This is a genomic window from Polaromonas sp. P4_H1, assembly GCF_056400945.1.
The window spans coordinates 104,952-126,368 of the sequence record NZ_JBFUKG010000001.1 but is presented as its reverse complement, the minus strand read 5'-3'; the positions used below and the strand labels follow the sequence as shown (position 1 = coordinate 126,368).

Here is a 21,417-nt window from a genome sequence, read left to right as displayed (position 1 = left end):
TCTCCTTCAGGCCAGATAGCTCGCTTGCAGAATTTCGGGCTCATCACGCAGCGTTTTCGCCGGGCCGCACCATACGGTCCGACCCCGTTGCAGGACGACGGCGCGTTGCGCGAGTCTCAGCGCCAGCGTGGTGAACTGCTCGATCAGCAATACGCCGACACCCTCCGCCGCGACGCTCTGCAGAACGTCGGCCAGCCGCTTCACCACCAGCGGGGCGAGACCGAGCGACAGTTCATCGACCACCAGGACGCGGGGCCGCGCCAGCAGCGCCTGCGCCATGCAGACCATCTGCTTTTGCCCCCCGGAAAGGGAACGCCCCAGGTGTTCGAGCCTGGGCACCAGTTCGGGAAAAGTCATCAGCACGCGCTCGATCGCAGGCTCGACCTCGTTGGCGGGTAGCACCAGGGCCGCCGCACGCAGGTTGTCGTGGACCGACAGGCTGCCGAGCAGGAGATGGCCCTCGGGCACGATGGCGAGCCCCGCCCTGCGCACCGCGTCGGGAGCCAGGCCATGCAGCGTGGTGCCGCCCATGCGGACGTGTCCCTGCGATCGCGGGATGGCGCCCGTCAGCGCGAGCACGATGCTCGACTTGCCGGCGCCGTTGGGGCCGAGCAATGCGACGATCTCGCCGGGCGCGACGTCGAGATCGACACCGTGGACGACGGATTTTCCGCCGCGGGAAATATGGAGTTGACGGACTTCGAGCATGGATCAGCTTCCGAGATAGGCTTGTCGAACGAGGGGGTCGTCGAGCACGGCGCGCGTCGGCCCCAGCGCGAGCCGCTTGCCGAAGTCGAGCACCAGCGTCTGCGTGCACAGGTTCGCGATCAGGTCCACGTCGTGGTCGATCAGCAGGACCTGGGCGCCGAACTGTACGGGGATGGCGGCGATCGCATCGCGAAGCACGCGCGATTCGCGCTCGTCCAGTCCCGCGCCCGGCTCGTCGAACAGAATAAGCCGGGGCGTGCCGACGAGCGCCTTCGCCACTTCGACCATGCGGCGCCGGAACAGGTCCAGCTCACCCCCGGGCGTGGCCGCGCAGTCCAGCAGGCCCGTGTGCTCCAGGGCGCGATGGACCTGGCGCTGGCCGTCACCCAGTGCGTGCGGCACGTGGTCGAGCATGGCTTGCACGTTGTCCCAGGTGCTGAGGTCTTCTACCACCTGCTCGGTCTGGAACGACCGGCGCAGGCCCAGCCGGACCCGGCGGGCGGTGTTCAAGCCCAGAAGGGGTGCGCCGTCGATGTGCACCTCACCCGCCTTGGCACGGACAAAGCCGCTGAGAACATTGACCAGGGTGGTCTTGCCGGCGCCGTTGGGACCGATAAGCCCGCACACCGGCGCGTCGAACACGGCGTCCAGCCCGTCGATGACGGTGACGGCGCCGAACGCGACGGTCAGGCCGCGAATGTCGATCATGGTGCCCTCCTTGCGGCACGCATGCTGGAAATTGCCGCCATCCATTGGCCGACCAATCCGCGCGGCGCTGTGATGAGTGCGTGCAGGAGCGCGGCGCCAAAGAAGATCATCGCGAGGTAGCCGTTCACGCCCAGGTCGACCAACAGCGACGGCACCGCCCGCAAGAGCAGGCCGGCCACCAGCGCGCCGGCCCAGTGGTAGGCGCCGCCGATCAGCGTGAGCGCAAACAGCATCACCGATTCGCTGGCCGCGAACGCGCGGCCGTCCAGCTGGCCTACCGCGCCCGCCAGCAAGGCGCCGGCCACACCGGCGCATACACCTGCGAGACCGAAGGCCCACGTCTGGTAGAGCAGCACGTTGACGCCCGCGCCCTCGGCCGCCGCCTCGCCCCGGCGGATCAGCGCCCATGATCGGCCGGCGCGCGTGCGGCGGTGTAGTTCGATGACGGCGAGCATCGCCGCCAGCCAGGCAGCGACGTAGGCCAGGTAAGCGCCCTCGTCCTGCGCCATCGCAGGCCGGGGCATGAGCAACCTTTCGCTGCCGGTGATGCGCCCGAGCCAACCCGGGCCACCATCGGGAAAGCCCGTCGCGCTGACCACCACCTGGACCCCCCCGGCGAGCATCAGTGTCACCAGGGCCAGGTAAAGGCCTTTCAAGCGCAGGGCCGGCAGGCCGGCCAGCATGCCGAGGACACCGGCGGACAGCCCGCCTGCTAGCACGCAGGCTTCGAACGGCCACTGCAGTCCATGGCCGACACGCAACGCGACCCAGCCTCCCGCACCCAGCAGGGCGTACTGGCACAGGCTCACCAGGCCCAGCTGCCCGTAGAGCAAGGACACGCCCGCGGTGGCGATGGCCAGCGCCAGCGATGAGGTCAGCGTCTTGATCCAGTAGGCGTTCGCGATCCAGGGCAGCAGCGCGCCGAGGGCCAGGACGAAGAGCACCATGCGTGCAAGGCTGTGGCGGGCGGCACGCCGCTCCCGCCGGAGGGAATTGGGAAGAGTCATGCTTATGCTTTGCGGGATGCGTCGCGCCACAGCACGATGGCCGCGAGCGCAATGAGAAAGGGGGTGGCCGCCCTGAAGGGCGAGAACCCGGGCAGCAGCACGGTAACCGCCTCCAGGATTCCGATGGCCAGGCCCGCGGCAACAGTCGCGGGCAGGGAAGAGAGGCGGCCGATGATGGCGGCGGCGAACGCAGGGATCACGAGGAAGGTCAGCACCGTGGCCTGCAATCGCACGATGTTGGCCAGCAGCAGGCCGCACACGCCGGCAAACGCGCCGGAGATCACCCAGGCCGCGGTATCGACCTGGAGCACGCGGATGCCGAGGATGGCGCTCAGTCCGCGCTGGTCCGCCAACGCACGCATCGCCAGGCCGATGCGGGTGCGCGCGAGCAGCAAGCCCACGGCGGCCATCATCGACACGGCCACGCCCAAGCCGACCACGCGCGTGTAGGTCAGACGCACTTCGGCCAGCTCGATCGCCCCGCTGTCCGTCGGCAGCACCAGCCTGCGCGGCTGCTCGCCCCAGAACCATTCGGTGAAACCGAGCAGCACGAGCGCGAGGCCCAGCGTGCCGATCGAGCGCACCGTCGGGTCGCTTGCGGCCAGGCGGGGAGCGAGCAGGCGTCCGTAGGCGAAAGAGATCGCAACGGCGGCGGAAATCGCGGCGAGCGCGGCCAGCACCAGCGGCCACTCGCGATCCAGCGCCGACCACGCCACATAGGCGGCGAGCGCGCCGAGCGCGCCGAACGCAAAGTTCAGCACACCCGACGAACGGTACAGGACGACCAGCCCCACGCCCGACAACGCGTACACCGCGCCTACACCGAGGCCGGAAACCAGAAATGGCAACAGTTCAGACATGGGGGCTCCGGATGGGTCAAAAGCCCAGCTGCTTTTCCTGCGCGCGCAGGTCGGCCAGTTCAGGGTCCGCGGCCATCAGGCAGCCGGTGCTCACCTGCTTGAAGCCGCTGCCGCTCACCTGGACGATGGGCCCGCTGCTGTTGGCGTTGTGGCGGGCGCCTGCGCCGACGTAGAACGGCCGGCACAAGATGTCGCTCTGGAAGCCCTTCACATTGCGCAGCGCGGCACTGACAGTGGCGCGGTCGATCTTTTTAGGATCGAGCTTGAGCAGGGCCTCGGTCGCGATGCGGGCAGCCAGGTAGCCCGCCTGCGCGAAAGAGTCGCGCGGGTCGTTCTTGCCAGCAAAGGCGTCCATGGTCGCCTTCCAGTTCATGTTGTCCTTACCGGCGGACTCGACAGGCATGAACTCCAGGTGGATGTCGAAGTTGCCGCTCCACGCCGGGCCGATCGTCTTGGGCACGTCGAAGTTGTAGGCGGGCGTGCTGCTGACGAAGTGGATCTTTTTGGCGAGACCCTGTTGTTCGGCCGCTGCGAGCATCGGCACCATGATGCCCTTGGGCAGGTTCAGGATGATGGCATCAGGCTTCTTCGTCGCGGCCTGCAGCATCGTGGACGTGGCGTCCGGAGATCCGGGATCGACGGCGATGACGTCGACCTCGACACCGTTGGCCTTACCCCAGTCCTTCGCGCCATCGCAGGCCCAGTTGCCTAGGCTCGGAATGTTCGGGATGACGCAGACCATCCGCTTGGCTTTGTACTGCTGCGCCGCGTGCATCGCGACCAGCGTGCCGGACACGCGCGGACCGGTGTTGACCGGAACGTAGTTCTTCGCGAAGAAGCACTCGCGCGGCACGCCGACCCCGGCGATCACCATCACGTCTTCCTGGGCGTACATCTTGGCGTTGACGCCGCACTCGACGAAGCTGGAGCTGCCCACCATCGCGACGACCTTGCGGTCCTTCACGAGCTTGGCTGCGACCTGGGCGGCCACCTCGGGATTCCATTGGTCGTCGACGATCGTGAACTCGACCGGGCGGCCGTTGATGCCGCCGTTGGCATTGACGCACTTGAAGTACGCCTGGGCCGCCAGCGCCGAGGCGCTGAAGTCGTCGGGCCCGGTCTTGCCGACCACGGCGCCCAGCGCGATCGGCTCACCCGCCGCCGCCTTGCCGTTGTTCAGCCCGCAAACGGGCTTGCCTTGCGCCATGGCGCTGCCGCCCGCCACCAGGGCCGCGGCAACGAGAATTGTCTTGAAAGTTTGTTTCATGGTGATCTTCCGGTTCAGAAAGGAATGATGGTCTTGATCCACAGCGCGCTGCCTTCAGGGCGGTTGCGCACCGACATTTCGCGCTGCCACTTGGCCGTGATGAACCAGCCCTTGCCGTTGTCGTACTTCAGGGACGGACCGATCGCGAAGGCGGCGCCCTTGCTGCCGGGCAGGGAAACACCGGCGCTCTTGTCGTCGGTCAGTTGACGCATCGCGTAGCCACCGGCCCCGAACACCCAGCCGTTGCCGAATCCCCAGCCGGCCGAATAGTCCAGGTAGACCTCGTCGCCGGAGCGGTAGTCGGTAGCCGTGTTGCGGCGGTTCAGATTGAAAGTGAGCTTGAAGTCGCCATTGAAGCCGGCCGGATCGATGTAGCTCATCGTGTACATCGGCTGGACCGACCAATAGTTTCGTCCAATGTTGGCGAGGTCACCTTTGCGATAGCTCCCGGTCGGCGCGACAAGGTCGAACCCGACCACGCTGTGCAGACTGGGGGAATGGTGGAACGCCAGCGCCGGGCCGAAGGTGGTGTCGCCCAGCCCGGTCTTGCTCTGCGATGCGCCCGGCACCTCGACGTCCAGGTTCACCAGCGGCACGATCGCATGCAGCACCAGGTTGCCGCCTGCCACGGTCGTGGGCGTGGACCAGACGAAACGGGTGGCGGCGGCGACGGCCCCGACCTTGAAAGTCGGCAGCGGCACGTCGTTGCCCGCGTTGTCTTTCAGCTTGCGGGCCTGGTACACGTTGCCGTATCCCAGCACATAAAAGCCAGGCGGCGGTGCGGCCCCTGTCAGAAAGTTTTCGACTCCGCCGTTGTAGCTGGAGCCGCCGCCCTCGCCGGCCTGCGCCGCGGGCGCGATACAAGCCAGCACCAGCGCCGCGACTGCGGCGGGTATTCCCGTTTTTCTCATGTTGTCTCCTAAGTTGTTAATGTGCCGGTGCGTCAGACCGACATGCAGACGCTCTTCAATTCCGTATACGACTCGATCGCAGCGCGACCGAGGTCGCGGCCGAAGCCGCTTTGCTTGTAGCCACCAAATGGCAGGTTGGCGTCGAGCAGGTTGTGGGTGTTGACCCAGACCGTTCCGGCCTTGATGCGGGGGACGATCCGGTGCACGGCCGACAGGTTGTTCGACCACACGCTGGCCGTCAGTCCAAAGGGCGAGTCGTTGGCCTGGCGAATGGCGTCCTCCACGTCGTCAAATGGCATGGCGACGAGCACGGGACCGAAGACCTCTTCGCGCACAACCTGCATGCCCGGATTCACGTCCACGAACACGGTGGGCTTGATGAAGCAGCCGGCATCGCGTGCGCGTTCCCCACCGGTCAGTACCGTAGCTCCCTCGCGGCGTGCACGGTCAATGAAACCCATCACCCGGTCGAAGTGACGGCGTGATACCACCGGCCCCAGCTGCGCCGTGGCGTCGAAGCCGGAACCGATGCGCATCCCTTCGGCTTGAAGTGCGATCTCGCCCACGACCTGGTCGAACAGGCTGCGGTGAACGTACAGGCGTGAACTCGCGGCGCAGACCTGACCTTGGTTGAAGAAAATGCCCATGGCGGCGCCGGCGGCGGCGGCGACAGGATCGGCATCGGGCAACACGATCATGGGTGACTTGCCGCCCAGCTCCAGCGTGAAACGCGCCATGCGGTCGACCGCGGTGTGCCCGATTGCGCGCCCGGTCGGCGTGCTGCCGGTGAAGCTGATCTTGTCGACACCGGGGTGCGCGCACAGCGCAGCGCCCGCCGTTCCGCCGCCGCAGACCACGTTAAGCGCACCGGCGGGAATACCCGCCTCCATGGCGAGTGCAGCCAGGCGCAGCGCTGTCAACGGCGTTTCGGGCGACGGCTTGAGCACCACCGTGCAACCTGCCGCCAGTGCCGGGGCGATTTTCCAAAGCGCGATCGCCAACGGGAAGTTCCAGGGCACCACCGCGCCGACCACGCCCACCGGTTCGCGTTGCGTGTAGGTGTGATAGCGGGCCCCCGGAGGAAACGGAATCGAGGGCTGCAGCGTGCTGCCTTCGAGCTTGGTGGCCCAGCCGGCCATGTAGCGCACGAACTCGGCCGAAAATCCCACGTCGATCATGCGCGCGACGCCCTGCAGCTTGCCGCTTTGCAGGGTCTCCATCGCGCTCAGTTCGTCCGCGTGGTCTTCGATCAGCTGGGAAAGGCGGAACAGCGCGCGCTCGCGGTCGGCCGGCCGCATGCGGGACCAGGCCGAGTCTTCCAGTGCCCGGCGCGCCACGGCGACAGCGGCATCCACATCGCTCTGGTCACTGTCGGGCGTGTCGGCCACGATCATTTCCGAAGCAGGATCGACGACATCGATGCGCTTGCCGCTGCGGGATTCGCGGAATTCACCGTCAATAAAATTTTCGAAGCTGCGCCGCGAGAGGAAGCCGATGCGTGCGAGCTCCTGTTGGGAAAGGTCTTTAGGGTTCATGGTGGTGCGGGATGGTTGGAGGGAAGGGAAACTCGCACCGCTCAGCGGCCGAGCATGAACTCGGCGCCGCGCTCGGCGATCATGATGGTGGGCGCGTTGGTGTTGCCGCTGCAGATGGTGGGCATCACCGACGCGTCGCATACACGCAGCCGGCCGACGCCATGCACGCGCAGTTCGGAATCGACGACGGCCAGCGGGTCGTTCCCCATGCGGCAGGTGCCCACGGGGTGGTAGACGGTCTTGGCGTACTGGCGCACGAACTGCTCCAGTTCGCTGTCGGGCATGTGCTCCTGGGGGCCAGGGTAAAGCTCTTCGGAGACAAGCTTGCGCAGTGAGGGCATGCGCAGGATGCGGCGGGCCAGCTTGAGGCCGCGCACGAGCGTATCGACGTCTTCCTGCACCGACAGGAAGCCGCCATCGAACTGCGCCTGGTCCAGGGCATTCGCGCTGACGGCCCGCACGCGCCCGCGCGACTTCGGGCGCAGGAAGCAGGGGTCGATGGAGATGCCGTGCACTTCCGGCATCGGGCGATCCACGTCGCCCACCAGCACGGGCAGCACGTGGAACTGCACATCGGGACGTCCCGTGCCGGCTGTATCAACGAAGCCGCCGCTCTCCACCACGTTGGAAGTGAGAAGACCAGTCTTGAACAGCTCCCACTGCACGCCGTGCTTCAGCGCAGTCAGGCCTTTGTCCTGCCCGAGCAGGCTGATCGGCTCCTTGCAGAGGCCATGCGCGATGATCTCCAGATGGTCCTGGAAGTTCTCGCCCACGCCAGGCAGGTCGCGATGCAGCGGGACGCCCAGGTCGCGGAGCAGGTCGCCGGGGCCGATGCCCGAGACTTGCAGCAGCTTGGGCGACGCGAGCGCACCCGCGCTCAGCACGACCTCGCGGTTGGCAAGCGCCTTCACGCTGCCACCGTCATTGCGGCGGTACTCGACACCGGTCGCATTACCGCCCTCAAGGGTCACGCGCAGCACATGGGCGCCATTCACCACAGTGAGCTTCGGGTCGCCAAGAACCGCGGCAAGGTAAGTCGCGGCGGTGCTGCCGCGCGTGCCGTTGATCGTCGTGGTCTGGTAGAAGCCCACGCCGTCCTGGGTGCCGCTGTTGAAGTCGTCGTTGTACGGAAGGCCCGCCTCCTGCGCGGCCTTCACGAACGCCAGGCTCAGTGGGTGCCGGTACTTCGTGTCGCTGACATGCAGCGGTCCGTCGGTGCCATGCATCTCGCCGGAGAAGCGCATGTTGTTCTCGGCGCGCTTGAACGCGGGCAGCACATCCTTCCAGCCCCAGCCGTTGCAGCCCGCCTCAGCCCATGCGTCATAGTCGGCGGCCGCGCCGCGGATGTAGACCATCGCGTTGAGCGAACTGCCGCCGCCATTCATTCGTCCCTGCGGCACGAACATCTTGCGGCCGTTGGCGTGCGGCTGGGCGACTGTTTCGTAGACCCACGAACGCTCGGTCCCAATGACACGAACGAAGGTCGCGGGAATCTTCACGAACTTGCTCGCATCGGTCGGGCCTGCCTCGAGCAGCAGCACTGAATGGCCTGCCTTGACGAGGCGGTGCGCGATCACACATCCGGCCGAGCCGGCTCCGACCACGATGTAGTCGGCAACTTGAGTCTCCATGTCTGTCTCCGTTCTTGCTGTATTGGGAGCGGATGATCGGTCGGCTGCCGGTCTGTTTCAAGGGAAAGCGCGCCAAGTGCGCGCTGGATCAATTCGAAGTGCCCGTTCGGGCAGGTAAGAGAAAGCTGGCAATGAAAGGCATCGCGATCCGTTGAGTTGGGTCTATCAAGACCTTGCACTGGGTTGGTTAAACCTAGAAACCGCAGTTGGATGCGCCCGAGTGCGCCGTGATCGGCGTGCCAGGCAAGGGTGAGCGCTGCGGCTCCGCTGGCACCTGCGTGCCAGTGGACAGCGCGAACGGGCTCAGGCTGCGACTGAGCCGCGCCCTGCAAGGGTGACGACGCGGCGGGCTACTGCCCGCAAGGAGGAGCAACGCAGCCAGGCGCGTCGGGCGCGATGCAATCGGGTGCATAGCGCTCTCACCCAAACGGTGAAAACCAACGAAGGCACAAAAGAGAGTGTCCGCTTGCGCGATTGAATCGCTAGTACTTATTCACTGATGTTACGCAGCTCGGCTGTCTTGCTCCTTCCCGCCTTTGGGGGAAGGTTGGGATGGGGCTCTTGGGCGCTGATTACACACCATTAGTGCTTATAGGCCCAGGCCCCCATCCCTACCTTCCCCCAGCGGGGGAAGGGGTAAAACCAGTGCCTGCGTAACATCAGTTATTCATCGAATCCCGGAAAATACGCCACCAGCGTTCCATCAAACTTCAAGCTGTGGCCGGAACCGCGCAACTGGAACGGCACAGCCAAATTCGCGGCACCAAAGCTCGTACTCGGATGCGTCGCCATGGCCTGCGAACAGCGGATTCCATACGAAGAGGCGAGCGTAGATGCGGCAGCGAAGGGTGGCGGGCTCGGCCTCTGAATCTGTCCTCAGCGCTTGCTTGACCGCTGCCATGTTCGTACTGAGCCGTGCCATGCGGATACCGCCGTCGCGCGCCGTGTCGAAGAGCAGGCAATCGGGACGGTTCTTCTCGACCCTGCGGCGCGACCACTCATGGCTTGGCAACGTCGGTATTGCGTTGCGTGCGAAACTGGTCCAGGCATCGCCCATCGCCCGGGCGAGCACGGTTCTGCCCGAGCGATTGAAGGGCGTATTGACGCCAAAAATGTCGAGTTCGCCGGCCGTGTCGCGGAAGACGAAGGCCATCTCCATGGCGTGTGCCGCGCCGAGAAGCAGGTCGGGGCGCACGAAGGGCACGGCGGGTGCCTCGTCCCAATCGAAACGATAGGTCCACACGTCGGCGTGTCCACCCGCCAGCATCGCGTCGGCCGGGGCGTCGATATGCAGTGCCTTCCAAGCCAGCGACAGGTACTTCATCTCGACCTGATAGGCGCGGCGGTCGCGCAGGATCGGCATCTTTCCCAGCAGCAGGCGCGAGTGCTCGGGCTTGTCTGCGCTGAAGGTCTTGAACTCGTCGCGGTTGCTTCCAAGAATGACCGGCACGCGGTTCCATTGGCCGCGGGCGAAGGCTTCGGCCAACGGCTCGCGCGGCAGCACCACGCCGTCGCGCACCGGACGGGGGGTCCGGTAGATCCCGACGCTGCCCGGCGTGAAAGCGCCCAGCAGCCGGGCTGGACTGAGTGCGCGCAGAAAAGCAGCAATGTCCGCTGCGGGCAGGGTTGCGAGTTGCTTCTTGGCTCCCTCGCGGTCACGCGACCGGCCCTCGGCGACCCACAGCCGTGCGGTGACCTCGCACGCACTCTCACGATCGCCCGGTTGCGCGTCGTCGCTCCAGTTCACCGCCTGCTCGATGCTGAAGGTCTCGGCCACCGGCGATTGCGCGATCGCACGATGGAACAAGCCTCGGGCCAAGGGGCTCGCCAGCAGCGTCAGCACATTCTGCCCGCCGGCCGATTCGCCGAAGATCGTCACGCAGCCGGGGTCGCCTCCGAAGGCCGCGATGTTGTCCTGCACCCATCGAAGCGCGGCAATCAGGTCGAGGGTGCCGAAATTGCCCGAGCGTTCCTCGGGCGTGACGTCGCCGGCCTCGTGCAATGCAGGGTGGTTGAACCAGCCCAGCACGCCGAGCCGGTAATTGACGGTGACGACCACCAAGCCGTCGTGTGTCGCGTAGTTGCGCGCCGCGTCATAGGTCGCCGAAGTGCCGACTGAATTGCCGCCGCCGTGAATCCACACCATCACTGGTCGGCGTTGGCCGGCTCTCGGCACCGCATCGGGCTCGAACGCGGGCGCGAAGATGTTGAGCGTCAGGCAGTCTTCGTCACCCGCGATCTGGCCGCGTTGCCGGGCTGGGACACCGGCCAGCAGGTCGGCGTATTGAGGTGCGATCGAACCGTGCGCGCTGGCCTCAAGGACACCGCTCCACGGTGCGGCGGGACGCGGCGCGCGCCAGCGCAAGGCGCCCGAGGGCGGACCGGCGTATGGGATGCCACGCCAGGCGTGAGCCCCGCCTTGTTCGCGCGTGCCGATGATCTCGCCGGCGGCAACACGGCGACGCGACGCGGGATCGAGTTTTTGGAGCGTTTTTTTCATCGTGAGCTTCCGGTTCGCAACGCAATGAGCGCGATCACAGATCCGGCCGAGCCGGCTCCGCCAACGATGTAGTCGGCAACTTGAGTCTCCACGTCTGTCTCCGTTCTTGCTTTACTAGGAGCGAATGGTCGACCAGCTGCCGGTCTGTATCAAGGGAAAGCGCGCCAAGTGCGCGCTGGATCAATTCGAAGTGCCCGCTCGGGCAGGCAAGAGGCCCGAACGGGCACCCGCAGCCCCAGCCAGCGCACCGGGCGCATCGCACTCACCATGGCCGCGAGATACCCACCCAGTGTCATCTCGCAATGTCAGCAGCGCCACCGGCACATCGAGTGGCTGAAATTCCTCAGGCAGATTGATGCCAGCGCGGCACCTGACTTGCAGATTGACGCCGTGCAAAGCAGCCAAAACATCAAAACGCTACGAAATCAATAGCTTATTACGCCCATCCAGTATGCGCTGGAGCCAATTTTGATGCCTGAATCACCCGCTTTGGCGTGAACAGGCTCCAGTCACCCAGGCTGCGGGCCACCGCAGCAAGCATGAAGCAAACGCGTCGCTCATCGGTTCACAGGGGCTGGCAGCACCGTGCCGCGGCACTCGCCAAAACCGATGCGCCTGAAACCCTCGCGCTCGCAATAGCCGCGCAGGATGATGCTGTCGCCGTCTTCCAGCCAGGCGCGGGTTTCACCGTTTGACAAGGCCAAAGGCCGCTGGCCGCCCCCACCCAGTTCCATCAGCGAGCCGCCCTGCTCAGGCTGGGGGCCGGACAGCGTGCCCGAGCCGAACAGGTCGCCTGCGCGCAGGTTGCAGCCGTTAACGGTGTGGTGGGCCACCAATTGGGCCACGGTCCAGTAGGCATCACGGTAGTTCGATTGCGAGATGCGCTCGCCGGCATGGCCGGCCTGGCGCATCTGCGCCGTTTGCAGCCACACTTCCAGTTCAATATTGATAGCACCCTCTGCCCTGTTGGTGGGCGAATCGAGGTATTCCAGCGGTTCTGGATGGCCTTCGGGGCGGCTGAACGGCACGCGAAACGGCGCCAGCGCATCCAGCGTGACGACCCAGGGCGAGAGCGTGCTGGCAAAGTTCTTCGACAAAAACGGGCCGAGCGGCTGGTACTCCCAGGCCTGGATGTCGCGCGCGCTCCAGTCGTTGAACAGGCTCACGCCGAACACATGCTCTTCGGCGCTGCCCATGGGGATGGGCTCGCCCAAGGCGTTGGGGCGGGCGACGAGCGCTGCGAGTTCGAGCTCGTAGTCAAGCCGGCGGCAAGGGCCAAAGCTGGGGCGCTCCTGGTCAGGCGCTTTGGTCTGGCCGCTGGGGCGGTGAAAGCTGTGGCCGCTGGGCACGATCGACGAGGCACGGCCGTGGTAACCAATCGGTACCCATTGGTAATTGGGCAGCAGCGGGTTGTCGGGCCGCAGTTGCTTGCCGATGGTGGTGGCGTGGTGGATGCTGGTGTAGAAATCGGTGTAGTCGCCGATCTGGCAGGGAAGGCCCAGCTCGACCTCGGACTGGGCGTGCAGGGCATTAGCCCATGCCAACTGCTGAGCGCTGCCTTCGGCCAGGCCGGCCGAAATGGCAGCGCGCAGTGCCAGCCGCTCGGCCGGGCCCTTGGCCATCAGCGCGTTCATGTCGTCCGTGTCGATGAGGCCCGCCGCCTGTAGGTCCAGCACCTGGTCGCCGATGGCGACGCCGATGCGCAAGGCCTCGCCGCTTCCCGCGGGCCGAAAGCGCCCAAAAGGCAGGTTCTGGATCGGGAAGTCGCAGCCGGCCTGGTTGGCCGATGCGACCCAGCTGTGCAGCGCCGGAGCGTGGGTTGCGTTCAATGTGTTCATGCTGCCCCCACGCTTGCCTTGAGGCCGGCCCAGCAGTCGGCGTAGTCGGTGTCGAGCGCGGGGCTTTGCAGCGCCCAGTTCGTCGGAATGAAGCGATAGCGGCTTTCGAACATAAAGGCCAGCGTGTTGTCGAGCTTCTGTGGCTTGAGATCGGCGTGGCTGGCTTTCTCGAAGGCTTCCTCGTCGGGGCCATGCGGGACCATGCAGTTGTGCAGGCTGGCACCGCCCGGCTTGAAACCACCGGGCTTGGCGTCGTATTCACCATGGACCAGCCCCATGAATTCGCTCATCAGGTTGCGGTGATACCAGGGCGGACGGAAGGTATCTTCCATCACGAGCCAGCGCGGCGGGAAGATCACGAAGTCGCAGTTGGCCGTGCCCGGCGTGTCGCTCGGCGAGGTCAGCACGGTGAAGATCGACGGATCGGGGTGGTCGAAGCTGATCGAGCCGATGGTCATGAAATTGGCCGTGTCGTACTTCACCGGCGCCAGGTTGCCGTGCCAGGCGAGCACGTTGAAGGGCGACTGCCCGGCTGGCGCGCGCCAGAAGTGGCCACCGAATTTTTTGATGAGCTCGTAGTCGCCGGCCTCTTCTTCGACGGCAGCGACGGGCGCCTGGAAGTCGCGCGCGTTGGCGAGGCCGTTGGAGCCAATCGGACCCAGCTCGGGCAGGCGGAACTGGGCACCGTAGTTCTCGCAGAGGTAGCCGCGCGAAGGGCCATCGGGCAATGCCACCTTGAACGCCACGCCGCGCGGCACCAGCGCGATCTCGCCAGGCTTGACGTCGAGCACGCCCATTTCGGTGGTGATCAGCAGCCGGCCCTGCTGCGGCACGATGAGCAGCTCGCCGTCGGCGTTGACGAAGGCGCGGCGCTCCATCGAGCGGCTGGCGATATAGACATGGGCAGCGATGCCGGTTTGCGCCTCCGCATCCCCGTTGGCCGCCAGCGTACGGATGCCGTCGACAAAATCGACATCGGCCTTGTCTGGCGGAATCGGGTGCCAGCGCATGGGCTCGGGTGGCAGCGCGATGGTGTGGTCGCCGCCGGTTTTCCAGTGCGGCTCGGCGTAGGGCTGGTAACGGCCCACCACCACCGACGGCTGGCGGCGGTACAGCCAGCTGCGGCGGTTCTCGTGGCGCGGCGCGGTGAACGCCGTACCCGAAAGCAATTCGGGGTACAGGTCCAAGGGCGCGCGCTGCGGACTGTTGCGTCCTTGCGGCAGGGCGCCAGTGACGGCCTCGCTGGCGTACTCATTGCCAAAGCCGCTCTGGTAGCGCAGCTCGGCGGAAGTTTCGTGGCTCATGGCATTCTCGCGATCTTTCTCTTTCTCTTGCTCTTTCTCTTGCTCTTGAATTAATAGCTGCTTGCGCTGATGCAGCTTGCGCAAGAGGGCTATTTCATTACTATTTCAGTCTATCTTGATGTTGTTGTCGCGGATCAGCTTGCCCCAGCGCTCGCGCTCGCTCTTGACGTAGCTGGCCATCTGGGCCGGCGTGCCGGGCAGGCCCTCGACGCCGAGCGCCTGAAAGCGTGCCCTGACCGTGGTCGAATTCAGCGCCTCAACCAGCGCCTTGTTGAGCTTGGTGACGGCCTCGGGCGGCGTGCCGGCGGGCACCGAAAGGCCTTGCCAGGCGTAGGCCTCGAAGCCGCTCAGTCCCTGCTCGGCGAGCGTCGGCACGTCGGGCAAGGTGGCAATGCGCTGGGCGCTCGCCACGCCGATGGCCTTGACCTTGCCGGCCAGCACGAACTGGTTGCCGCTCGCGCTATCGACGAGCATGAAGGGGACGACGCCGCTCAGGATGTCCTGCATCGCCGGCGCGGCGCCGCGGTAAGGCACATGCGTCATCTTGAGGCCGGTTTTCTCACGCAGCATTTCCGTCGCCAGATGGTGCGGGCTGCCCGCGCCGGCCGAGGCGTAGTTGATGCCGTTCGGCTGCGCCTTGGCCCAGGCCAGGAACTCCTTGAAGTTTTTCACCGGGACATTGGCGCCGACGACCAGCACCAAGGGGAAACGCGCCAGCATGCCGACCGGCATCAGGTCCTTCTCGGCGTTGTAGCTGAGCCTGGAAAACAAAAAGGGGTTGGCCGCGAGTGTCGCGAAGTCGGCCGTAAACATCATATGGCCATAGTCTTTCGAGCGTGCCACATAGTCGGCCGCGATGTTGGTCGCCGCGCCGGGCTTGTTGTTGATGATGATGGCCTGGCCGAGGTTCTTGGCCATGGTTTCGGCGGTGGCGCGCGCCACCGCGTCCGAGCCGCCGCCGGCCGCGTAGCCGACGACCCATTCGATCGGTTTGCTGTCTTGCGCCACCGCCGCGAAGGCGGTGAACGAAAGAGCCAGGGCGAGAATGCGGGAACTGAATTTCATGAATGTCTCCTTGGGGTTGGGGTGCGGAATCAGGCGCGCTGCGCCGCGGCGAAGGCCTCGCGCAGCACGGACAGCGAGCCGATGTGGTTGGCCAGCACCAGCACAAGGCGTGCGTTGAAGGCGTGGCTCTCTTCAGTCGAGAGTCCCTGGTTCGCTTCGATCAGCGCTTCGTAAAAATCGTCGGGCGCGTCGAGGTTCGGGGTGGTGATCAGTTTCATGGCGGCCTCCTTCATGCCTTGGCGAGTGCGTGGTCCAGTGCGGTGCGGACGTCTCGCGTGTCCGGTTGCCGCCAGCGTGCGCAGACGTGGTGGTCGGGCCGCAGCAGGTAGACGGTGCCGGGTCGTGCGTCGTAGCGCTGGGTAGCGAGCGCGTGAGCGCTGCTCGATGCGACGCGCACCACCTTCACAGCCGGGTCGGCCTCGGCGACCGCGCGTGCGCTGCGCTCGGCCAGATCACCGCCGCCACTGTCGTCGCCGAACACCAGCGCGCTGAAACCCGTGGGGTTCAGTTCGCGCAGCAGCCAGCCGGCGCTGCCATCGGCGCAAGCGATAGGCGCGTCGGCGGCCGGTGCGCCGGGCACCAGTTTGCCTTCGAAGGCGTCGGCATCGGCGGTGTTCAGCACTGAGTCGTGGAGCGTGGACGGTACCGAGAGCCGGCCGCTGTTGACCAGCGTGCGCGCAAAGCCGTGGCGCTTGGCCAGTTCGAGCACCGCGTCGCGGAACAGCCGGCTGACCTCGCTTTTGGGCGTGATGAAGTCGGTGGCGCGGGTGGAGTTGCGGATGTTCTCGTCGGCCGCGTATTCGCGTTCGCTGGCATAGCTGTCGAGCAGCGCGTCGGGCGCGTCACCGCGCACGACCGCCGCCAGTTTCCAGGCCAGGTTTTCTGCGTCCTGCACGCCCGAGTTGGCGCCGCGGGCGCCGAAGGGTGACACGCCGTGCGCCGAGTCGCCGGCGAACAGCACGCGGCCATGGCGGAAACTGTCCATGCGCAGGCAGGCGAAGGTGTAGACGCTGGCCCATTCGAGTTCGAACTGCGCGTCCTTCATCGACGACTTGGCCAGCAGCGCCTTGACGCGCGGAATGATGTTCTCGGGTTTCTTCTCGTGCTCGGGATCGGCATCCCAGCCGAGCTGGAAGTCGATACGCCAGACGTTGTCGGGCTGCATGTGCAGCAGCACGCTCTGGTTCGGATGAAACTCGGGGTCGAACCAGAACCAGCGCTCTGCTGGCTGATCGAGCTTCATCTTCACGTCGGCAATGAGAAAACGGTCCTTGAAGATGCGGCCCTTGCTCTCCTGGCCCAGCAGCTGGCGCAAATTGGAGCGCGAGCCGTCGCAGGCGGCGACGTAGCCGGCGGCGATCTGGTAATTGCCCTCGGGCGTTTCGACGGTCAGCAAAGCATGGTCGGCCTGCTGCTCTATGCCCACCACCTTGTTGTTCCAGCGCAGGTCAATCAGCGGCAGCCCAGCCGCGCGCTCGGCCAGGTAGCCCTCGACGTAGTACTGCTGCAGGTTGATGAAGGCGGGCCGCTCGTAGCCGGCTTCGGGCTGCAGGTTGAAGCTGTAGATCGGATCATTCTTGAAGAACACCTTGCCGACGTTCCACGAGACACCCTTGTCCGTCATGCGCTGGCCGCAGCCGAGGCGGTCGAACACCTCGAGCGTGCGTTTGGCAAAGCAGATGGCGCGCGAGCCGGTCGAGAGCGTGCAGTCGTTGTCGAGCAGCAGCACCGGCACGTTCTGCTGCGCCAGGTCAATGGCCAGTGCGAGGCCCACCGGACCGGCACCGACCACCACCACCGGGTGGCGCGCGGGCGGGTCGGCGTCCTGGTCGGCATGACGCTCATAGTCGAACGCCAGCTTCTGGTAATCAACGCCGTTGCCCCGGGTGTTTTGAAGCTCTTGCAGTTCTTGCAGTTTCATCTTTGTCTCCCCAGGGCCTCAACCTTCCAGCGTTTCCCACATCTGCTGGTCGCGCTCGGCCGTCCAGATGCGCGGGTCGGGGTACTGTGTTGCCTCGTCGTAGCAGCGGGTCACGTCGAAGGGCATGCAGTGGTCAAAGATCACCCAGTGGCCGTACTTGGGCTTGAGCCTGGCGTAGGTTTCCTTGTAGACCGCGTTGAGGTCCTTCCCGGCTTTCACGCCGGCTTCGACGCTGGCGTACACGTCGGCAATGAAATCGCGCGTGCCGGCCAGGCCCTTTTGCACCTGCTCGGGGCTGGTGAGCGCGGCGCCGCGGCCGGGCACCAGCGCCGCCGGCTTGAGCGCCGCCAGCTTGTCCAGCGTCTGCGGCCAGTCCTTGAAGTAGGCGTCGCCGGCATAGGGCGTCGCGTCGAACTCGACCAGGTCGCCCGAAAACAGGATCTTGTCCTTGGGCAGCCAGACCACCGTGTCGCCCTTGGTGTGGCCGCGCCCGAGCTGCAGTAGCTGCACCTCGAGCTTGCCCAGCCACAGCGTCATTTTTCCGGTAAAGGTCAGGGTCGGCCAGGTCAGGCCAGGCGGCACCGATTCGACATCGCGGAACAGGCGCGGAAAGCGGCCAATTTCGCTCGCCTTGTCCTGCTCGCCGCGCTCCCCGATTAGGTCATAGGTGTCCTGGCTCGCCAGGATGTGCTCGGGCTGGTAGCCGCTGGCACCCAGCACGCGCACCGCGTGGTAGTGGGTCAGCACCACATATTTGATGGGTTTGTCGGTCACCTCGCGGATGCGGCGCACCACATCGGCCGCCATGGCCGGCGTGGCCTGGGTGTCGGCCACCAGCACGCAGTCGTCGCCGATGACGATGCCGGTGTTGGGGTCGCCTTCGGCCGTATAGGCGTAGGCGTTGTCCGAAAGCTTGGTGAAGCTGACCTGCTTCTCGTCGAGGTCGGCTTGGGAGGCGAATTTCTTGGGGCTGCTCATGGGATCTCCAGACTGGGGTGGGAAGGTCGTGATTTGTCAACTGCAAATCGATTTGTTAATTCTATGCAAAAATTTGCCATTGTCAAATCCATTTGTGAAATGATGGGTGCTTGTGGCGACTGGCCACCCCTTCACCACCCCCACCGGGAAGCCAAGCATGGACAAGGACGAACACGATCACCAAAAAGAACATAAAGAGCAGCGGGCTGTGTAATTGGTCGAGATAGGCGGGCGGCTGCTGCTGGCGCTGGCCGAGCACCCCAGCTCCATGACGCTCAAGGACCTGGCCGCCAAGGCTGGCCTGCCGGCGTCGCGCGCGCACACTTACCTGGTGAGTTTTGGCAGGCTGCGCCTGATCGAGCAGGACGCGGTCACGGGCCGCTACGCGCTGGGCGCGGCGGCGCTGCAGGTGGGGCTGAGCTGCCTGCACCAGCTCGACCCGCTGAAAGCCGCCACGCCGGTGGCCGAAGCGCTGGCGCTGGCCATAGACCAGACGGTGGCCATCGCGGTGTGGGCCAATTTCGGCCCGACCATCGTGCGCTATATCGAGGCCAGCCAGCCGCTGCACGTCAATATGCGCATGGGCACGGTCATGTCCATCCTGGGCACGGCCACGGGGCGGGCTTTTGTCGCCGCGCTACCCAAGCAGCGACTGGAGCAGTCCATGCTGGGCGCCTGGGGCGATGCGCCCCGGCGGCTGGACCGCAGCGCCGTGAAGGACCTGGACCAGGAGATCAAAAACATCAAGGCTGTAATGCAGCAGCACGGCGTGGTGCGGGCGATGGGGCGGCCGATTCCCGGCGTCAATGCCTTCAGCGCCGCCGCGCTGGACCATGAGGGCAACGCCGCGCTGGTGATCACGGCGCTGGGCCATGAGGATAATTTTCCGGCGGACTGGGACTCCGATATCGCCCGCGCCGTGCGCCAGGCGGCGGCGGATGTGTCGCTGCGGCTGGGTTACCGGGTCAAGGCGTCAATTGGGCCCTAAGAACCTGTTTACGATCTAAACGGGGCCGCGCAAGCACCTTCTCGGGATGGGATGCAAGGCGCGGTGCGCCGCCCATAGCTCGGGCTATGGGCAAGCGCCGCAACGCCGCAGACCGCCCGAGAAGGCGCTTGCCCTTCGGGTTGGGGTGAAATCGGGCGATTGAGCCACCCGGGCCCTTGCATGGGCATGAGCCCATGCGGCGGTCCCGGGCGCCCCACTCATCCCGATTGCACCCCAACGCGGCCTCGTTTAGATCGTAAACAGGTTCTAACCCAGGCGGGATGGGCGCTGCAAGCCATTAAGCGATTAACTTGCATGCCGGCCGCAGCGCGCCTGCCGGTCGGCGAGCGAGGCAGGGGATACGGACGGACTTGAAAATTTCCTGACGCTCAGCTTCTGGGTTCCGACCAGAGCTTGCCGCCGGTGGCCCAGTTCTCGCGCTTGATGTCGGTGATGATGATGTCGACCGAATCAGGCTGGCCGCCGAGAATCTCGACGCTGACGCGGGTGATGGCTTCGACGAGCTTTTTCTTTTGCTCGACGGTGCGGCCTTCCATCATTTCTACATGGTATGTGGGCATGGGTTCCTTGGGTGATAGTTGAAGATGACCAGATGATAAAAGTAAAAGCAGGGGCTGATCGAGCAAGGGCTGGCCGGCAGGCGGAAGTTTGCTGAACTGAAAGTGCCGGGTGTCGCATATCCGGGTGTCACTTATGTCAGCAGGCGCTTACACGCGCACAAGGCTCACTGCCCTCACGCCGCCGCCATCAAACGTGGGACACTGGAACCATGGAAGTGCAGGGTTCTGCAGGTTCCCTTTTTTCCGGCACATCTCCCTTTTGCCTTTTACCTTTGTCATTCAATACGTTTCCAAACACCGCGGATCAACCCCTGCCCCTGCTGGCAGGGCGTAACTACCGTTGCCAGTGCGGGCAGCCGGTCTTTTTTCGCAACAGCAAATGCCTGGCTTGCGACACCCCGCTGGGCTATGACCCGGAGCGCGGCATGTTGCTGCCCCTCATGCCGGGGCCGCGAGAGGACACCTGGCGGGAGTGGCAGGCGCGGGCCGCGCCCGCCAAGGCGCCTCCTGACGATGCGCACCCGCCCTTGTTGCAGGACATCCCCGGCCAGCAATCCGCCGGCCCCCCAACCGCAGCGCCCGGGCTGGACGTCGCCGGGACCGTGTCTAAGAGCGTGTCCGAGAGCGGCGCACCGGTGTACAAGCGATGCCTGAACCTTTCGACGCCGGCTTCCTGCAACTGGCTGATATCCGTCGAAGACCCGCACGACATGTGCCGGGCCTGCAGGCTCAACCGCACCATCCCCGACCTCACCGACCCGGCCCTGCCGGACAACGGCTATCTGTGGGGCCAGGTGGAGCTGGCCAAGCGACGCCTGGTGTCGTCGCTGATCCTCCTGAAGCTGCCCGTGGCGTCGCGCATGAGCGAGGACCCCGAGCGCGGCCTGATGTTTGATTTTTTGCATTCCCCCCTCAACGGGCCGCACATCATGACCGGCCACAACACCGGCCTCATCACGCTCAACATCGATGAAGCCGATGATGCCAAGCGGGAGGCGGTGCGCAAAGCCCTGCGCGAGCCCTACCGGACACTGCTGGGGCATTTGCGCCATGAGGTCGGCCACTACTACTGGGGCCGCCTGATCGCCGGCACCCACTGGCATGAGGGCTTTTCCTGGCTCTTTGGCAATGAGTCGGTGGATTACCTGGCCAGTCTCCAGCGCAATTACGACGAAGGTCCGCCGCCGGATTGGCCCATGCATTTCGTGAGCGCCTATGCCAGCGCCCATCCATGGGAGGACTGGGCCGAATGCTGGGCTCACTATCTGCACATGCGCGATGCGATTGACACCGCACTGAGCTTTGGCCTGAGCGTGGATCGCTTCGACCTGGAGTTCACGCCCTTCACCCTTGACGCCCTGTATCAGCCGGAGCATCCCGAGGCGGGGCAGTTCCTCGCATTCCTCAACCACTGGACGCGTCTCACCACCATGCTCAACGAAATGTCGCGCAGCATGGGTCAGCCCGACTTCTATCCATTTGCGTTGCCCCTCAATGTGGTGGGAAAACTGCATTTCATTCACCTGGTGGTGACCTCGGGCAGCTGGCTGGACACCGGCCATCGTGGTGCGGTTGGCGGGTGATCGACGGCCGCGGCATGCGGTACAGTGTGCCC

At 65.4% G+C, this 21,417-nt stretch carries 18 protein-coding genes; 2 read left to right on the top strand and 16 right to left on the bottom strand.

The features are described from left to right. Window positions 1-6: 6 nt before the first annotated feature. The 15 genes from AC1DS5_RS00595 to AC1DS5_RS00525 form a co-directional block, all read right to left on the bottom strand. Window positions 7-708, bottom strand: coding sequence for an ABC transporter ATP-binding protein (locus AC1DS5_RS00595; RefSeq protein WP_477716308.1), 702 nt, complete (start codon window positions 706-708; stop codon window positions 7-9). A gap of 3 nt (window positions 709-711) precedes the next feature. Further along, window positions 712-1,416 carry an ABC transporter ATP-binding protein gene (locus tag AC1DS5_RS00590; RefSeq protein WP_477716307.1) on the bottom strand — a complete coding sequence of 235 codons (705 nt, stop codon included), beginning with the start codon at window positions 1,414-1,416 and terminating at the stop codon, window positions 712-714. Then, complete coding sequence (locus tag AC1DS5_RS00585; RefSeq protein WP_477716306.1) at window positions 1,413-2,423, bottom strand: branched-chain amino acid ABC transporter permease; 1,011 nt, start codon at window positions 2,421-2,423, stop codon at window positions 1,413-1,415. The genes AC1DS5_RS00590 and AC1DS5_RS00585 overlap by 4 nt, the downstream gene beginning before the upstream one ends. Window positions 2,424-2,425: 2 nt before the next feature. Next, a complete protein-coding gene (locus tag AC1DS5_RS00580) occupies window positions 2,426-3,283 on the bottom strand; it encodes a branched-chain amino acid ABC transporter permease (RefSeq protein ID WP_477716305.1) in 858 nt (285 codons plus the stop codon). 16 nt (window positions 3,284-3,299) lie between these two features. Further along, complete coding sequence (locus AC1DS5_RS00575; RefSeq protein ID WP_477716304.1) at window positions 3,300-4,550, bottom strand: ABC transporter substrate-binding protein; 1,251 nt, start codon at window positions 4,548-4,550, stop codon at window positions 3,300-3,302. Between the two features lie 14 nt (window positions 4,551-4,564). Next, window positions 4,565-5,461 (bottom strand): SphA family protein, encoded by an 897-nt coding sequence (locus AC1DS5_RS00570; protein WP_477716303.1) that lies wholly within the window; start codon window positions 5,459-5,461, stop codon window positions 4,565-4,567. Between the two features lie 32 nt (window positions 5,462-5,493). Then, complete coding sequence (locus tag AC1DS5_RS00565) at window positions 5,494-6,996, bottom strand: aldehyde dehydrogenase family protein (RefSeq protein ID WP_477716302.1); 1,503 nt, start codon at window positions 6,994-6,996, stop codon at window positions 5,494-5,496. A 41-nt stretch (window positions 6,997-7,037) separates the two neighbouring features. Then, window positions 7,038-8,627 (bottom strand): GMC family oxidoreductase, encoded by a 1,590-nt coding sequence (locus tag AC1DS5_RS00560; RefSeq protein WP_477716301.1) that lies wholly within the window; start codon window positions 8,625-8,627, stop codon window positions 7,038-7,040. A 703-nt stretch (window positions 8,628-9,330) separates the two neighbouring features. Then, the gene (locus tag AC1DS5_RS00555; RefSeq protein WP_477716300.1) at window positions 9,331-11,127 is read right to left on the bottom strand and encodes a carboxylesterase/lipase family protein; all 1,797 of its coding nucleotides are present in this window, start codon (window positions 11,125-11,127) and stop codon (window positions 9,331-9,333) included. A 557-nt stretch (window positions 11,128-11,684) separates the two neighbouring features. Next, complete coding sequence (gene fahA / locus AC1DS5_RS00550) at window positions 11,685-12,965, bottom strand: fumarylacetoacetase (RefSeq protein WP_477716299.1); 1,281 nt, start codon at window positions 12,963-12,965, stop codon at window positions 11,685-11,687. After that, complete coding sequence (hmgA, locus tag AC1DS5_RS00545) at window positions 12,962-14,269, bottom strand: homogentisate 1,2-dioxygenase (RefSeq protein WP_477716298.1); 1,308 nt, start codon at window positions 14,267-14,269, stop codon at window positions 12,962-12,964. The genes fahA and hmgA overlap by 4 nt, the downstream gene beginning before the upstream one ends. Window positions 14,270-14,374: 105 nt before the next feature. Then, a complete protein-coding gene (locus tag AC1DS5_RS00540) occupies window positions 14,375-15,334 on the bottom strand; it encodes a Bug family tripartite tricarboxylate transporter substrate binding protein (protein WP_477716297.1) in 960 nt (319 codons plus the stop codon). 29 nt (window positions 15,335-15,363) lie between these two features. Then, complete coding sequence (locus AC1DS5_RS00535; protein WP_477716296.1) at window positions 15,364-15,552, bottom strand: DUF2783 domain-containing protein; 189 nt, start codon at window positions 15,550-15,552, stop codon at window positions 15,364-15,366. 11 nt (window positions 15,553-15,563) lie between these two features. Beyond that, window positions 15,564-17,255, bottom strand: a complete 1,692-nt coding sequence (locus tag AC1DS5_RS00530; RefSeq protein ID WP_477716295.1) for an FAD-dependent oxidoreductase — start codon at window positions 17,253-17,255, stop codon at window positions 15,564-15,566. A gap of 18 nt (window positions 17,256-17,273) precedes the next feature. Next, entirely contained in the window at window positions 17,274-18,233 is a 960-nt protein-coding gene (locus AC1DS5_RS00525) for an MBL fold metallo-hydrolase (protein ID WP_477716294.1), read from the bottom strand. 214 nt (window positions 18,234-18,447) lie between these two features. On the opposite strand from AC1DS5_RS00525, the gene AC1DS5_RS00520 reads away from it, so the two are divergent. Continuing rightward, entirely contained in the window at window positions 18,448-19,221 is a 774-nt protein-coding gene (locus AC1DS5_RS00520) for an IclR family transcriptional regulator (RefSeq protein WP_477716293.1), read from the top strand. 389 nt (window positions 19,222-19,610) lie between these two features. Here the strand turns inward: AC1DS5_RS00520 and AC1DS5_RS00515 are convergent, their stop codons facing one another. After that, entirely contained in the window at window positions 19,611-19,802 is a 192-nt protein-coding gene (locus AC1DS5_RS00515; RefSeq protein WP_477716292.1) for a 4-oxalocrotonate tautomerase, read from the bottom strand. A 209-nt stretch (window positions 19,803-20,011) separates the two neighbouring features. On the opposite strand from AC1DS5_RS00515, the gene AC1DS5_RS00510 reads away from it, so the two are divergent. Further along, window positions 20,012-21,385 (top strand): zinc-binding metallopeptidase family protein, encoded by a 1,374-nt coding sequence (locus AC1DS5_RS00510; protein WP_477716291.1) that lies wholly within the window; start codon window positions 20,012-20,014, stop codon window positions 21,383-21,385. Window positions 21,386-21,417: the final 32 nt, after the last annotated feature.